The following is a 12,926-nucleotide window of genomic DNA, read 5'->3' on the forward strand; positions in this document are numbered from 1 at the left end:
GTTCAAAACAAGGTTCTCCGTCCTAGCTTACATAAAATTTTTTCATAAATGACCAGTAGGATAACCTGCTGGTCAATCCTCTGTTAGTCCATATTCCTTAATTGAAATAAATACCATAATCTATTATTATTTTCCTATACCCCAAAATAGGAGTTAATAAAATGAAAAGACCTAAAACTTTACAGGTGGTTTCTGAGTAGATAACTCTTTCTGTAAAAAAAAACTACCAACTGATGTTAAGAGTTGGTAGTGTAAGCATTATTATTTTTCTAGTTTTTCAAGCTTTTTTATAATATCATCCGTATCAGATAAAACCTTAAGAATATACGGGTTTTTAAATGATGCTAACGGGTTTTTACTGTATATCACATTATTTCTTAAATTTAATAGTCTCCTGATATTTTCCATATCATTGTTGTCAATAACTTTTAAATCTTTTAAGTTATATAATATTTTAGACAATGTTAAATTATCTTCGGAGTAACTACGTGCATAACTTTCTAAGCGTTTCCATTGATCTAATATCAAAAACTTTATATTAGCACTTTCACTTTTACGTGCATAGCTCTTTAATGGATAAATTTTAAATAAAATAGCAACCATTAATGCAAATATTACAATAATAACAATGATTATAGCTAATACTAATGATCTATCTTTAATAACAGTAAATTTATCTCTATTCCAAACTAAGACAAATCCTAATATATTATACATTAATCCTAATGCTGTTAATATAGTAAATATCGAATTTCTTCTATCTATTCTCTTTTCGTTTACTATATTTTGTTTTATTTGAGAATCTATTTTTAATAAATCAGAAACTTGCATATTTTCAATATCAAATGATGAAGTACTTAATAGCTTCTCTATTACTATATCCTTATACTCTTCACCGATTTCATCAATTGCCGATGCTAAATTTTTATTTGAAATTTGATATCTCATATTATTCACCATCCTTTAATATAACCATTAAGGAAGTAATACCAGCAGTAAAAAAAATCACTGAAAAAAACATAAAGTAAAATCCATTATTTGTCAAACTATTTTTGTCAAACATTAAACCAGTAATAAATGTTGTAGTATGTGATATAACTTTGATAATTGTTATATATTTTTTTTTACGCCTACGAGGAGACCTTTTCGTTTGACGAACTGCTTGTTCTAACATACTCGCAGTAATCTCTGGCTTTATATCATCTTCCCCATATAATTGTTCAACTCTTTCAGATTCATTGATTACTTCCATAGCAAATTTTTCAAGATTTTCCTTTAGCTTTTCCTTTGCCTTTCCAGAAAAGTTAACAATTTTATCTTCATCTATTATTATCCGTATCTCCACTCTTGTATAATCCTCCTGGCTCCTTATAATTATATTATAGCAAAAATGGAAATTATTACAATATATTACAAACTTTTTTCTTTTAACCAACTATCAATATTCAGTTATCAATGTACGATAAAATTTTACACTTTATGCGAATCTAAGTTGTGGGTGACTTTCATCAATATGCATATTTGGTATTCTTTCACCAATAATAAGGTAAGGCACATTAACTTTTGTTAACACTCTTGATAAACCAGGGCAAACACTGTTACCAATTCTTTTTACCTGTTCCGATATAGTCACCTGAGTGCCATCAGCATATGTGTCTATTAAGTAATCAATGGGAAATCCCTGTGCTAACTTTAATTCTTCTGGTGTCAACATCCGTAAATAAATATCTAAAATACAATATTCATTGCCTAGCACTGTAATCAAAGCAAATCTATCTTTTGTAACTATAGTATGCAACGGATCGTTAAGACTCTGTCCGGTACCGCAGCCATAATACTCCATAATAAATTGTGATACCCAGGTACATTTCTGTGCTACTTCATCCGATATACCGGCTTCTTTTAGTTTTTCCCACTCAATTGCTTTAATTGTGACCTGTCCAAAATGACCAGGACTAGTTGTTATGGTATGTAATGGAGAAAATAAGCTTTGTCCGGTTCCTGTTTTATAAAACTTCGTTAAAAAGGCACTTAATAATGCATATCTATTGCTGGTATCTATAGTCTGTATTGGTTCTTTAACCGACTGCCCTCTCGGCTGACTACTGGTTTCTGAGTGATACTGTATGATATAAGGACTAATCATACAATGTTCATTCTTAGTCACAATGGTAGATAGAGGTTCATCCATTTTTCTATTTCTGTATTTAGTGAATCCAGTTTGCCCAATCTGTATTACATAAGGTGTAACCATGCCAACACCATTTTTCTGAGTTATAGTTGGCATTGGACTATTAATGCTCTGCCCCCGAAAATTATCGCCCCCATGATTAACAGTAACCATAAACGGCTGTGGATCATTGAATACGAACTTATCCATCCCACCGCCAATACGCTTCATAGTTTTATCTGCCAGGGGCTTCTTTCTGCCAAAAATCGATTTACCCAAGTCATTAAAATTCAGAACTGTACTAACAGGAACCCATTTTTTAAGCCTGTTGCTGCCATCCTTATTATGAGTCGGTTCCGGCCATACAATTGGCTTTCCGTCACACCGGAATATAGCAAACCACCTTTTTCTTGTTGTGGGAACACCATAATCGGCAGCCACTAATTCCCTGCACTCAAATTCATATCCGAGAGCCTTCATGGAATTGATAAATTTCTTGTAATCCTCGCCTTTTCGTTCTTTAATCGGCTTATTATTTTCATCCAGTGGTCCCCACTCCTGTATTTCAGCCACATTTTCCATTATGATTACTTCTGGTAAATTCCCCGTGATATCCTGAATCTGGACACATAACCGGCGAACTCCATACGGAAGTATTCTTAACCCTTTTTCTACCGGCTTACCACCCTTTGCCCTGCTGTGCTGCGTACAATCTGGGCTTGCCCACATAAACCTTACAATATCACCGTGTTTCAGCTTATTTTTCAGCTTAACTTTCATAATATCTTCCGTATAGTGATATGTACCAGGATGGTTACGTAAATGCATTTTAATGGCAAACGGATCATGATTAATCGCGTAGTCCACTGCTCTGCCCAATGCCATCTCAATCCCAACGCTTGCACCACCACCGCCGGCAAAGCAATCTATAATTAATTCTCTCATTTCTGTTTATAAGAAAGGGTACCCTTTATCCGGCCGGAACTAATCTCCCTTCTTAATAATTCTAATAAAAAAAAGCCACCAACCAAACATTGATTAGTAGCTTCCATACTCATTTATGAAATTGATCTATAAAACCAATATGCAGCATATTCAGCAAATTTTCTATTTGCCGATTACTCAACCCCATAAGTTCTTCTTTACTCAAAAACAATCCTGCGTTATCGCCATCCTTTGATATTACGATACTATTTTCATTCTTTGCCTTATCATACTCTATTTTTCCGGTATAATTATATTTATCACAGAACTCTTTAAAATAATTATCAAATTTCACAATAACACCTCCGTAGAGATATTATCTACTAATCAATATTCAGTTGTCAATATTCCACTACTTAACTATCATAAATTTCCATCAGTTACCCTAAGCAATCACAGTATATTCAGTCTGTGATCCACCCATATCTGCAAGCTGATTTTTCAAAAACTCCGCTACAGCCTCAACCGCTGCATTCCTCCACGCGCCGCCATCTGCTTCAAACAAAGCGCAACTAACTCCTCTATCTGTACTCTTCATACGGAATACAAATTCACTGGGTATCTGTTGTACCTCCTGGAATGTCCGATAAGGGGCCAGGGTGACTGGGTTCGGTACTTCGAATTCTTCTTTACTAGCAAGACCGGTTTTAACCGTAGCTTTCTGTGTAACTCCATCATCACCGTAGTTTGCAATTGTCCTATCTTCCACATTTCCGGCAAAGGCTGTAACAACCTTTCTTTCCTCATCACTTACAAACTGAGCCTGCATCATGATAATAAATTCTTCCTGATTAATAAATTCATTCAGCCGGATTTTGGGCAGATTAGCCTGTACACTCACCAGGACTTCCCGTTCTCGATCAGCATCCAACATACTGATCAGTTGAACCTTGTCCGGTGCCAGTACGTGAACAATCATCTTCTGAGCCATAGAGTCAGTATCGCTTTTTATGTAGTCGAGCAGGCTGGTCAGGGTTGACATGGTGATACTGTCAGCCCGGATAGACTTATCAAGCCTCTTTAAATCCTTATCTGTGAACTTATCCTCGTTAATGTCATAAATTTTAGCTTCCTTCAAACCAACAATGTACATCAATGCTTCTTTAATCATCTTTCATTCCTCCTGTTATTTGGTAAATGCTTTTCTAAAATCAGTTACAACACCTGATTTTTGTGACGTTTGCGTTATATCTTCCTCATCTGGTTCCTGAACCTCATCTGACACTACTTTTGAATTATTCAGAGGCAGACTCATCTGTCCACGTATCGTACTGCGGTTGCCGTATTCCTCAAAGGCAATTTCACCTGTATCCAAATCCTTACCAACAAAGAATTGGGTTTTTGCCGGAAGCACTGGCGCAAGCTTTGTCTTAACTGCAATATCCGCTTTTACATCATCCCTGTTTTCATTCTGAGAAAAAGATATGTTAATGGTGATACCCCTTTTCTCTTTCGATCCGGTATTCACATCCTGCATGTTATGTAAAACTTGATAAAATGCCCTTGTGAACTTCTCGCTTAATACTCCTCCGGCAAATTGTTCTAAATCTACTTTTTGCATCTTTAACCTTCCTTTCAGGTATTTTGAATGCTGCCCGCATATCAATCTAACCAATTAACAGCCTAAGAAAATCATTATTTTCTTTCCTGGCTAATGTATTCCGTATGGATTCATCCGGAAATTGCACCGGCAGAGCCATCTTACTAATACGACTCCTGACCCGTTCATCCAGCTTTAAATCCTCAATCTTCACATTGCTTGTAAAAATCGTAATCATTTTAGAGATTAAACGACTGTCAAGAATACTGTAAAATTTCTCATCCACCCATGGGGATGACTTCTCAACCCCGATATCATCAATAACCAGTACCGGCACCCGCTTAATCTCATTCAACAACTGCATCTCTGAGAGTGGCTGCATGTCCGAATCCCGATTACCGCTCCAGGTACTTTTGATTTCATCCAGAATGCGGATTGCTGTAGTAAATTTAGCTGATATCATATAGCGATTAATTATCTCATTCGCTATGGATACCGCCATGCGGGTCTTACCGCTTCCCTTTTCCTTGCTATACAGATACAGTCCTTTTCCGCTTTCCTTAATTTTGCTAAACTCTGTAATATAATTCCGGCACATGGTTTTAACCATCTCTGCCCTTTCCCTGGCCTCGATCTGGCTGTAACAGTCTGTCTCAAAAGATTCTACCGTAAGACTTTCAAACTCTTTCGGAATCTCAGCAAATTGCAGCTTATTGCTTTTAATTTTCTTAGTCCGGCAGCCGTTGGAGCATTCTCTGCTATACTCATAACCGCCCTTTATGTAGGTTTCCCACCCTGTATCTTTACAGATTGGGCATTGACAATTAATTACCTCGATTCCGGAAGGCTTCGAGGGCTGCCTTTTCTGCTTCATCGCTTGCATCCATTCCTCGGTCAGTTGGTTGAGCTCTTCCATCTGGCGTACCCCCTTTATTGTTGCTGTAGTTGCCTTCGATTACTTTAATTGCATTGGTTGTATTAATCAGCCAGTCAAAACTGCACCAATTGTTTGGTTTATTACGACCGGCAAGGAAATCACTCTGCTCCGCAAGCGTAAAAATAGTCTCAAGCAATTCATAGATATCTTTATCTTTCAATACTTTTACCTTACCAAGTGCTTTAATAAGCGTTCTAACCTTCCGCTTTCGCTCTTCCGATAGAGCTCTTACCTTGGGCAAATCTGTACAGATATGGTTAAAGGACTCCACTATCCTGGCATAATCAATTTTTTCCTGACTGCAATCCGTAGACTGTTCAGGTAAAGGCGGGGAATATTCTTCGTTAGAAGAATATATATTATTTATTTCTTTCTCTTTCTCTATTTCTTCTTCTATTGCGTGACTTGGTGTGACATCAGCGTGACATGTCACGCGACTATCCTCAAAGTGACTATCCTCAATTAACTCAATTTCCTGTTGCTTTTCCCGCTGCCTTTGTTTCCTGATCCGGTTCTGTTCCCTGATTTTTTCCATGCCGTCAATGTTCTGGTGTTTATCAAAATTAGTAATATAAATTCCTTTCATGGTACGCTCAACCATGTTAAACCGTTCAAATGTTGAAAGTGCAAGTTTAATCGTATTCAAAGGTTTATTAAAGATAGTCGAGAGCATTTCGTCATTGTAAGGGAAGTCCTCTTCAATCAGCACGAAACCACCAGCATTGCATTTCCCAGCTAACGCTATCAGCCGGATCCAGATAACAAGCAAAGAATCTCCTTCTGGAAGAGCCTGAATCAGTTTGATTTTCTCATCATCAAACATGTCTATTTTTAATTTAATCCATGAAACCTCTGCCAACTTGTTCACCCCTTAAAATATTTACTCATTATGTCTCTTTTTGATTTCGGCTTCTCATCTTTTTGCTGCTTCACACCATGTTCTGCAAACTCATTTAAGAAATTCACATCTGAATTCAGTTTAAGCTCTGAGGTTGCCCTCAGGTTTTTTATAATCATATCCTGGCTATCTTTAATGGTCTGATAGATGCCATCAAGTCTGGTTTTGGGATATGACAAACCTGAAATCATGCACACGGTAGCATCCTCGTTATAGGTCTGGAAGGTATCCAAGGGAATACCTACAACTTTTGTAATGTCGGTCATATGAAAGTCACCGCAAGAAGATATAGCTATGTATTTAATAATTCCGTCATTCTCTATAGGTGCAAAGGAATTCTCATTAAGTGCTTTAATCAAACCGGCTGCTCCCTCCTCTTTCGATTGAGTTATAACAGCCATACCGTGAGCTTTCATTGTCTCTTCCATTTCCGCTTTATCAATATTGCCCAGTATACTTTTATGCTTATCCGGTATATCAATAAATTGCTGAAAGATTTCCGCCAATTCTTGATTCAGAGTAAGCTTGTCCCCTTTGTCATTATCAAGGACAAAAACGGCAGCACTTCTCCTAATATCAATTAATTCCGTAAAACATTCATAGCTATTGATCTGTGACTTAATACTTTCTTGCCTGCTCGGTAGAATTGTGATTGCTCCGACGGTCTTTTTTTCATCTATGAGTAAATCCATCAACATAGGTCCTGCACCACTTCCGGTACCGCCGCCAGAAGCAAATATAACGAAAACAATATCCGTATTCAGTTTTAAATCAATCTGCTGTGCAATATTATCAAAGTCCTCTACTACCAACTGCTTTGCTTTATGGCGGTCTTTATTACAACCCTCGCCGCCAGTTATGTGATACATAAATTTTACGTCAGCCAGGGTATCCAGATCTTCCTGGGATGTGTTCACATATAAGACAGAGAAACCTTTCTGTTCGAATAGTCTGCCAATATTACCTCCAGCTTGTCCAATCGCAACAAAGCCTATTCTCTCTTTCATCCGCTCTTTTCCTCCTTAAGGGCTTCTAACCCCTGAGGTGTTATGTAAAAAGTCATAGCATTACCTTCTTTCACCCCAGGACTTACATAGCCTTTGTTCTCAAACTCTTTTAAATATTTATAATATGTATTACCCTTATATCCAAACTCCTCTAAAGTAATAATCTCATTCACGGTCATACCATTGTACCGGCTGAGTGCTTTATTACTTTCAAGAATGGATAAGATTAATAATTGTATCCGGTTCACACCATCACCTTCCGTCTATGATTTACCTTGATTTTGAACTATTCTGATTTTTTTCAGATAACCTCTGATTTTCTCTGATAGTCTCTGATTTCCTCTGATAGTCTCTGATTTCCTCTGATAGTCTCTGATTTGCTCTGATTTGCTCTGATTATTTCGGATTTCCTCTGACTATCCCCTAATCCTTACCTTTAGATTCTCCAGGCTTACATTATTATGACCTACAAGATAATAGTCATTACCATCATGTTCAACATATGTTCTAACCCACCGATACCGTTCCCAGAAGTCATCATAAAGATAGACTTCTATACCGCTACCGCAAGTAAACTCCTGAAAACTAGTTTCATAACGTCCTCTTGAATTCTTATGTAAATATTCCGTATTCTTTACCGGCTTATTTAAATAGTATATGCGATCCCTTGCTCTGTCCAAAGATTCCATAATTCCCTTTAACTCATCTAATAAAAACAACTGCTCCGGATCATCATAGTTAATCTGCAACCCACTCATATCATCATATTCGGAATAGGTAGAAGCTTGTAATACAGCTTTTATATCATTGCCTATTACCTTGCAACTATGTAATACTTTTTGTAAATCGTCCATCTGAAACCTTCCTCTCATTTAATCTGCACTCAACAGTAGGATTGGTACATGTCAGGTTAATACTGCCGCAATTTGGGCAGATATGTATCTTCATAACAGCCCAATGACTGCGACCACAATCAGGGCAGTTTGCTACCCATAAAGGATCTGTATATTTTGTTATACTATCCGAATAAAAACCCTCCATAATTCTCCTAACTGTTGACATTTATACAGATTAAGTTATAATAAAACTATAGTTGTTTTGTTATTTGGCTCTTTGGTATTTGCGGTACCAGGAGCCTTTTTTATTTTCATGACAGAAATTTTTAATGACTCTCTAATAGCTGTCTTCATTAATTTTATGACCTCCCCATTTTGAAAGGTAATACTCCATTGCTCTTTTATCAGCGGCAGTCACCTCAGCGGCTTTCGCTATTCCTTTCTTCCAGTAAGTTATCAGTTCTTGTCCATCAAGCTTTTGACTTGGTCTTAGTAAAATATGTATAGCGGGTCGCTTGTCCATAATAGGTTTAACTGAATAACAATATTCCAACTGCACTTTTGTCGTATCATGTATCTTCTGTAGAAATTCAATAATATCTTGATTAACCGTATCTGATTCTACTTCATTCTTATAGGCAAGGATTATATGCAAGTCTTTCCCTATAGGTTTAGAATTGATTGAAGTAGATGTATTTCTTACTAATACCATGGTTACTCCTCCGTTACTTGATGAAATTTTCCGTTTTTCTTCTATGTAGGGCTATCCTTTTCTGACTTTTCCATTGCTTTCTTAGCGTATTTCACTGATAAGTGTCTATAGGCGATTTCCTCTACCCGTTTCATGATTTCCAAACTTTCTTCCGGACTTCTCATATAATCATCATGGATACGTACTAAGCCACCTTTAATCATCATTTCTTTCACTACCACTCAATTCACCCCCTGTGATATATGTATGCGCTATTGTTTGTACATCTTTCGTAATAATTTGTTATATTTTGTAAGACATGCTATAATCTCCTTACCGGCTCCACCAAGCCTAGTAAATTAGTAAGGAGATGATTTCGTGTGGCTATATAAAAGCCCTATTGGAAACATCTATATCAAACGATTAACTGATGGTCGTTACGGAATGCTGTTTAACGGTGTTGTTTGGGAATCATGTAATACCCCAGAAGCGGAAGCTGATAATGTGTATATGCAGGTTACCGGCTGTTTCGATTGGGACGATTATGACACCTCAAATATTGATGTTCCAAGTGACTTATCCTATTGGATAAAAATTAATACATAATTTTATGATGGGCCGTTCTCGCCATTTCCAACATAAGGGCGGCCCATGCGGTCAATGGCTGATATTAGATATCCAAGCATCTTAATTCCATTCTCAATATCTGGTATGACTTTACTTTCATCAACATTATCATCAAGTGCATTACAGATACGCTTTTCTATAAGATCAGCATATTTAATTGCTGTTTTCTCAACCTTTTCTTTCAAAGCTTCATCCATATTTATCTCTCCTTATAACGGTTTATATTGTTCATAATTCTTTTTCTGTGTTTATGACAGCTCGACAGGAAAAACTATAAATACTTTTGCTACTTTCCTTGAAATTCTTCCATATATCTCCTATAATATAATTACGTGCGGCTATACCAAATACATATGAAAGGACAAGTACCATGCCTAAAACAAATAAAGAACTTGCAATAGAACTTTATTCTGCTTATCTTCAATGCTCCGGTGCTTTTTCATCAAATCCTAATAATACAGGAATCGTTAAAATCCCTAGCAATGATGAAATGGCGGAACAAGTAGCTGATTTAACTAAAAAGCTGGCTAAAATTCCGGATTATTAACATTCCCAAATTAATTATTCATATATTCTTTGAAGAACTAGAATATTAGAATATAGCTAATTGTTATATACAAACCATCAGTTTTCACTGGTGGTTTGTTCTTTTACAACGATACGCCTAAATCTTCTAAACGGTTATAACATTCATAAATCTTATTCTGCGCTTGAGCCAGCTCATCTAATATATTCTTAACTTCACCCTCTGGAACTTCGATTCTAATATAATAATTTTGCACTCTCTCATCTCCTATCATTTCTATCTGTTGTTTCTTATTTCTTTTGTCCAAACATCATTAATCATCCCTTTTATATCCATTCCACTTACCCCTTATCCTACCTCACTACTATCCTTCCAGTTACATTGTTTTTTTGTTATATTATGTAAATTGTGTTATAATATTCTTACAGGCTCTACCAAGCCAAGTACAAATGAAAGGGGACTGACAATGGCTAAATCACAACATATCGATCCAGTGATCGCAGCTCACCAGATTGCTTCTGCTATTAGCAATAAGTTTATAAATAGCTTAAATGAACCTCAAATTTTATCACCTGATGGTATGGAAATATGCAATGCTTCCAAAAAAGCTGCTGAACTATATACCATCTCTTATGATGAAGCCTATGATTATTTTTCAAAATGCAATGATGATTTGATTAATAATCCAAAGTAACTATCTCACTCAATGGTGTATCTGAGCTGCGCTTTTCTATATTCGCAATAACGCAGCTCAGTTCATTAATAATCAGTTTACTTTCCTTAACAGTGACCTTGTGCATTTGCATCTCTCTAATAATGTTTTCTGTCATTTCCAAAATTTTTTCTATGTTTATACCTTCTAGTCTTAATTGTTGCTTTCTTCTTTCTGTCATTGAAATTTAATCACCTCCTGTCATTTCTTTCTGTTTTATCTTATAATTTAAAGGAACAATCGAACCATGTCCATGTGGCTCGACAACTGTATTTACTGCCTGATAACTGATTGATTGATCGCCTTGTAGTCTTTTATGTAGTAGCCATTACAAGGCGTTCAATCTTTTAAAAAAGCAAATTCTTTTTTATAGATAAGAAATTGATTTGGCTCCTTGTGGTCTTGGTGTATCCGGTACAAGGCGTTCAACTTTATTAAAAAATGTGATAAACTCTTTTTCGATTTCTTTCTGAATATCATCTGGTACCTGTTCCATAACCAAATCCATACGAACCCGCTGTGTATTTTCTAATTTTATCAAATCCCAGTTTGCTGTTTCTTTCATAATCTTCTTTAAATCAAACAATGTTTATAACCTCCTATAATTTATTACTGTTTCCCTGTCAGGCAGTTTGTAACTTCTTTTCCCACTTCGCTCTTTCCTCTTCCTTACCCAGCATATACCAGGCAACCTTATCTTTTGTCTCTTCATCAAGCTGAATAAATTTTTCGGTAACTCTTTCTAAGATTTCAATTTTCTTTCGATTCAAATTATCACCTCATTTCAAATGTCCCTTACAGGTACACATTAGTCCCTTTTAACAATTTTGTCAATACGTTTTTGTTGACTTAAGGGATTTTTTTTGATATATTTATTTTTGGAGGTGAATCGATATTGAATGATAGATTAAAAGAAATAAGAAAAAATCTTAATTTAAACCAAGAGGATTTTGGTAAGAGATTAGGAGTCGGAAAAACTGCTATATCTAAATTAGAAAAAGGTGAAAATAACCTTACAGATTCGATGATTAAACTTATTAGTAAAGAGTTTAATGTAGATTACATATGGCTCACAACAGGAAAAGGTGAAATGTTTATTGAACCAGATATAGATGCTATGGAAACAATAGACCGTATTATGACTGGAGAAAATAAATTCCATAAAGATTTATTTAAAACATTTGCAAGTTTGGATGATGAGGATTTACTGGCTTTGGAAAGAATTATTGACAAATTCATAGAAATAAAAAAAGCCGACAATTAATCGGCTTTTTTTGTGTAAATATATAGAACCAGTTTATAGATTCTTTTTATATTTAAGTTTCCATAAATTTTATCAACCATTTTATGTATTGCTTCTTTGTAATCGTTCTCATACATTTATTAGTACCCCCGTTGTTAAACTCAGCTGCTAACAAAATTACAGAACACATGTTTGTATTTTTTAGTTTTTAATTCATGAATTTTCAAAATTCAAATATATACAAAAATATCAACGTACACTTACCTTTAAAGCCATTTAGTATACTGATTAATAAAGATAAATATAATGGCTAATATTACAGGAACATATATTGGTGACAATGTTTTAGTTACCATTATACGGATAATATAAGGTTCTTTTTTATCTATAAATTGTTTCGTTTTTTTATCCTCTTTTTGTAACCACATTTTAGAGTTTGTAGGATTTAAATCATAATAATAATCATTGGATGAAATACGATTACAGATAACCCATTCATATTTCCACCTATATATCTTTTCCATTTTTATAAAAAAAGCGTCCAAATACCAAAAGCAGAAAGTTATAACAAATCCAATAATACATAAAATTTTAACATTGATTTTCTCTGGTAATAATGCTAAAACAACAGTTATTATTGTAAATAACCACCCTTTGACTATAAATGAATTTTGAGCCATTCTATTAATACAAGACTGAATTAAATCAATTTCTTTATTCAAAATATCTTTTTTATTATCATAGTTCATATTATA

The 12,926-nt window shown here is 35.2% G+C and carries 23 protein-coding genes; 4 read left to right on the plus strand and 19 right to left on the minus strand.

What is annotated here, in order from left to right; all coding sequences use genetic code 11:
- Positions 1–261: 261 nt before the first annotated feature.
- The 13 genes from QA584_RS17385 to QA584_RS17445 all read right to left on the minus strand — a co-directional run bounded on the left by QA584_RS17385 (position 262) and on the right by QA584_RS17445 (position 9,290).
- Complete coding sequence (locus QA584_RS17385; protein WP_278270357.1) at positions 262–948, minus strand: hypothetical protein; 687 nt, start codon at positions 946–948, stop codon at positions 262–264.
- A 1-nt stretch (position 949) separates the two neighbouring features.
- Positions 950–1,345: a hypothetical protein gene (locus QA584_RS17390; protein WP_278270358.1), complete on the minus strand. Its 396-nt coding sequence runs from the start codon at positions 1,343–1,345 to the stop codon at positions 950–952.
- A 132-nt stretch (positions 1,346–1,477) separates the two neighbouring features.
- Positions 1,478–3,115, minus strand: coding sequence for a DNA cytosine methyltransferase (locus tag QA584_RS17395; RefSeq protein WP_278270359.1), 1,638 nt, complete (start codon positions 3,113–3,115; stop codon positions 1,478–1,480).
- 109 nt (positions 3,116–3,224) lie between these two features.
- Positions 3,225–3,449 carry a hypothetical protein gene (locus QA584_RS17400; RefSeq protein ID WP_278270360.1) on the minus strand — a complete coding sequence of 75 codons (225 nt, stop codon included), beginning with the start codon at positions 3,447–3,449 and terminating at the stop codon, positions 3,225–3,227.
- Positions 3,450–3,539: 90 nt separating this feature from the next.
- Positions 3,540–4,265, minus strand: coding sequence for a hypothetical protein (locus QA584_RS17405; protein WP_278270361.1), 726 nt, complete (start codon positions 4,263–4,265; stop codon positions 3,540–3,542).
- A 15-nt stretch (positions 4,266–4,280) separates the two neighbouring features.
- The gene (locus QA584_RS17410; protein WP_278270362.1) at positions 4,281–4,715 is read right to left on the minus strand and encodes a hypothetical protein; all 435 of its coding nucleotides are present in this window, start codon (positions 4,713–4,715) and stop codon (positions 4,281–4,283) included.
- A gap of 46 nt (positions 4,716–4,761) precedes the next feature.
- Positions 4,762–5,568 (minus strand): ATP-binding protein, encoded by an 807-nt coding sequence (locus QA584_RS17415; protein WP_278270363.1) that lies wholly within the window; start codon positions 5,566–5,568, stop codon positions 4,762–4,764.
- Entirely contained in the window at positions 5,519–6,490 is a 972-nt protein-coding gene (locus QA584_RS17420; protein ID WP_278270364.1) for a phage replisome organizer N-terminal domain-containing protein, read from the minus strand. Before QA584_RS17420 ends, QA584_RS17415 begins: the two co-directional genes overlap by 50 nt.
- 5 nt (positions 6,491–6,495) lie before the next feature.
- On the minus strand, positions 6,496–7,536 hold the full coding sequence (locus QA584_RS17425; RefSeq protein ID WP_278270365.1) for a hypothetical protein: 1,041 nt from the start codon (positions 7,534–7,536) through the stop codon (positions 6,496–6,498).
- Complete coding sequence (locus tag QA584_RS17430; RefSeq protein ID WP_278270366.1) at positions 7,533–7,784, minus strand: hypothetical protein; 252 nt, start codon at positions 7,782–7,784, stop codon at positions 7,533–7,535. Before QA584_RS17430 ends, QA584_RS17425 begins: the two co-directional genes overlap by 4 nt.
- Before the next feature lie 168 nt (positions 7,785–7,952).
- Entirely contained in the window at positions 7,953–8,390 is a 438-nt protein-coding gene (locus QA584_RS17435; RefSeq protein ID WP_278270367.1) for a DUF5348 domain-containing protein, read from the minus strand.
- Positions 8,391–8,709: 319 nt separating this feature from the next.
- Positions 8,710–9,084 (minus strand): hypothetical protein, encoded by a 375-nt coding sequence (locus QA584_RS17440; protein ID WP_278270368.1) that lies wholly within the window; start codon positions 9,082–9,084, stop codon positions 8,710–8,712.
- Between the two features lie 41 nt (positions 9,085–9,125).
- Positions 9,126–9,290 (minus strand): hypothetical protein, encoded by a 165-nt coding sequence (locus tag QA584_RS17445; RefSeq protein WP_278270369.1) that lies wholly within the window; start codon positions 9,288–9,290, stop codon positions 9,126–9,128.
- 151 nt (positions 9,291–9,441) lie between these two features.
- On the opposite strand from QA584_RS17445, the gene QA584_RS17450 reads away from it, so the two are divergent.
- On the plus strand, positions 9,442–9,669 hold the full coding sequence (locus tag QA584_RS17450; RefSeq protein WP_278270370.1) for a hypothetical protein: 228 nt from the start codon (positions 9,442–9,444) through the stop codon (positions 9,667–9,669).
- A gap of 2 nt (positions 9,670–9,671) precedes the next feature.
- On the opposite strand, the gene QA584_RS17455 is transcribed toward QA584_RS17450, so the two are convergent.
- A complete protein-coding gene (locus QA584_RS17455) occupies positions 9,672–9,887 on the minus strand; it encodes a hypothetical protein (protein WP_278270371.1) in 216 nt (71 codons plus the stop codon).
- Positions 9,888–10,060: 173 nt separating this feature from the next.
- Here QA584_RS17455 and QA584_RS17460 point away from each other — a divergent pair, with 173 nt between their 5' ends.
- On the plus strand, positions 10,061–10,237 hold the full coding sequence (locus tag QA584_RS17460; protein ID WP_278270372.1) for a hypothetical protein: 177 nt from the start codon (positions 10,061–10,063) through the stop codon (positions 10,235–10,237).
- A 103-nt stretch (positions 10,238–10,340) separates the two neighbouring features.
- On the opposite strand, the gene QA584_RS17465 is transcribed toward QA584_RS17460, so the two are convergent.
- Positions 10,341–10,523 (minus strand): hypothetical protein, encoded by a 183-nt coding sequence (locus QA584_RS17465; protein ID WP_278270373.1) that lies wholly within the window; start codon positions 10,521–10,523, stop codon positions 10,341–10,343.
- Between the two features lie 159 nt (positions 10,524–10,682).
- Between QA584_RS17465 and QA584_RS17470 the strand changes: the two genes are divergently transcribed.
- A complete protein-coding gene (locus tag QA584_RS17470) occupies positions 10,683–10,910 on the plus strand; it encodes a hypothetical protein (RefSeq protein WP_278270374.1) in 228 nt (75 codons plus the stop codon).
- Here the strand turns inward: QA584_RS17470 and QA584_RS17475 are convergent.
- The 3 genes from QA584_RS17475 to QA584_RS17485 all read right to left on the minus strand — a co-directional run bounded on the left by QA584_RS17475 (position 10,894) and on the right by QA584_RS17485 (position 11,698).
- Positions 10,894–11,109 (minus strand): hypothetical protein, encoded by a 216-nt coding sequence (locus tag QA584_RS17475; RefSeq protein ID WP_278270375.1) that lies wholly within the window; start codon positions 11,107–11,109, stop codon positions 10,894–10,896. The two genes, QA584_RS17470 and QA584_RS17475, sit on opposite strands and share 17 nt — an antisense overlap.
- Positions 11,110–11,295: 186 nt before the next feature.
- Positions 11,296–11,514 (minus strand): hypothetical protein, encoded by a 219-nt coding sequence (locus tag QA584_RS17480; protein WP_278270376.1) that lies wholly within the window; start codon positions 11,512–11,514, stop codon positions 11,296–11,298.
- 37 nt (positions 11,515–11,551) lie between these two features.
- Complete coding sequence (locus QA584_RS17485; RefSeq protein ID WP_278270377.1) at positions 11,552–11,698, minus strand: hypothetical protein; 147 nt, start codon at positions 11,696–11,698, stop codon at positions 11,552–11,554.
- 125 nt (positions 11,699–11,823) lie between these two features.
- Between QA584_RS17485 and QA584_RS17490 the strand changes: the two genes are divergently transcribed.
- A complete protein-coding gene (locus tag QA584_RS17490; RefSeq protein WP_278270378.1) occupies positions 11,824–12,192 on the plus strand; it encodes a helix-turn-helix domain-containing protein in 369 nt (122 codons plus the stop codon).
- Between the two features lie 245 nt (positions 12,193–12,437).
- Here the strand turns inward: QA584_RS17490 and QA584_RS17495 are convergent, their stop codons facing one another.
- Entirely contained in the window at positions 12,438–12,920 is a 483-nt protein-coding gene (locus QA584_RS17495) for a hypothetical protein (protein ID WP_278270379.1), read from the minus strand.
- Positions 12,921–12,926 lie beyond the last annotated feature (6 nt).

This window comes from Anaerocolumna sp. AGMB13025 (genome assembly GCF_029689925.1).
Taxonomy (GTDB): domain Bacteria; phylum Bacillota; class Clostridia; order Lachnospirales; family Lachnospiraceae; genus Anaerocolumna.

Coding starts and splice junctions, on each gene's coding strand:
- QA584_RS17470 (WP_278270374.1), top strand. CDS start 10,683: ATGGCTAAATCACAACATATCGATCCAGTGATCGCAGCTCACCAGATT.
- QA584_RS17475 (WP_278270375.1), bottom strand. CDS start 11,109: ATGACAGAAAGAAGAAAGCAACAATTAAGACTAGAAGGTATAAACATA.
- QA584_RS17410 (WP_278270362.1), bottom strand. CDS start 4,715: ATGCAAAAAGTAGATTTAGAACAATTTGCCGGAGGAGTATTAAGCGAG.
- QA584_RS17395 (WP_278270359.1), bottom strand. CDS start 3,115: ATGAGAGAATTAATTATAGATTGCTTTGCCGGCGGTGGTGGTGCAAGC.
- QA584_RS17440 (WP_278270368.1), bottom strand. CDS start 9,084: ATGGTATTAGTAAGAAATACATCTACTTCAATCAATTCTAAACCTATA.
- QA584_RS17455 (WP_278270371.1), bottom strand. CDS start 9,887: ATGGATGAAGCTTTGAAAGAAAAGGTTGAGAAAACAGCAATTAAATAT.
- QA584_RS17385 (WP_278270357.1), bottom strand. CDS start 948: ATGAGATATCAAATTTCAAATAAAAATTTAGCATCGGCAATTGATGAA.
- QA584_RS17425 (WP_278270365.1), bottom strand. CDS start 7,536: ATGAAAGAGAGAATAGGCTTTGTTGCGATTGGACAAGCTGGAGGTAAT.
- QA584_RS17405 (WP_278270361.1), bottom strand. CDS start 4,265: ATGATTAAAGAAGCATTGATGTACATTGTTGGTTTGAAGGAAGCTAAA.
- QA584_RS17415 (WP_278270363.1), bottom strand. CDS start 5,568: ATGAAGCAGAAAAGGCAGCCCTCGAAGCCTTCCGGAATCGAGGTAATT.
- QA584_RS17435 (WP_278270367.1), bottom strand. CDS start 8,390: ATGGACGATTTACAAAAAGTATTACATAGTTGCAAGGTAATAGGCAAT.
- QA584_RS17460 (WP_278270372.1), top strand. CDS start 10,061: ATGCCTAAAACAAATAAAGAACTTGCAATAGAACTTTATTCTGCTTAT.
- QA584_RS17445 (WP_278270369.1), bottom strand. CDS start 9,290: ATGATGATTAAAGGTGGCTTAGTACGTATCCATGATGATTATATGAGA.
- QA584_RS17495 (WP_278270379.1), bottom strand. CDS start 12,920: ATGAACTATGATAATAAAAAAGATATTTTGAATAAAGAAATTGATTTA.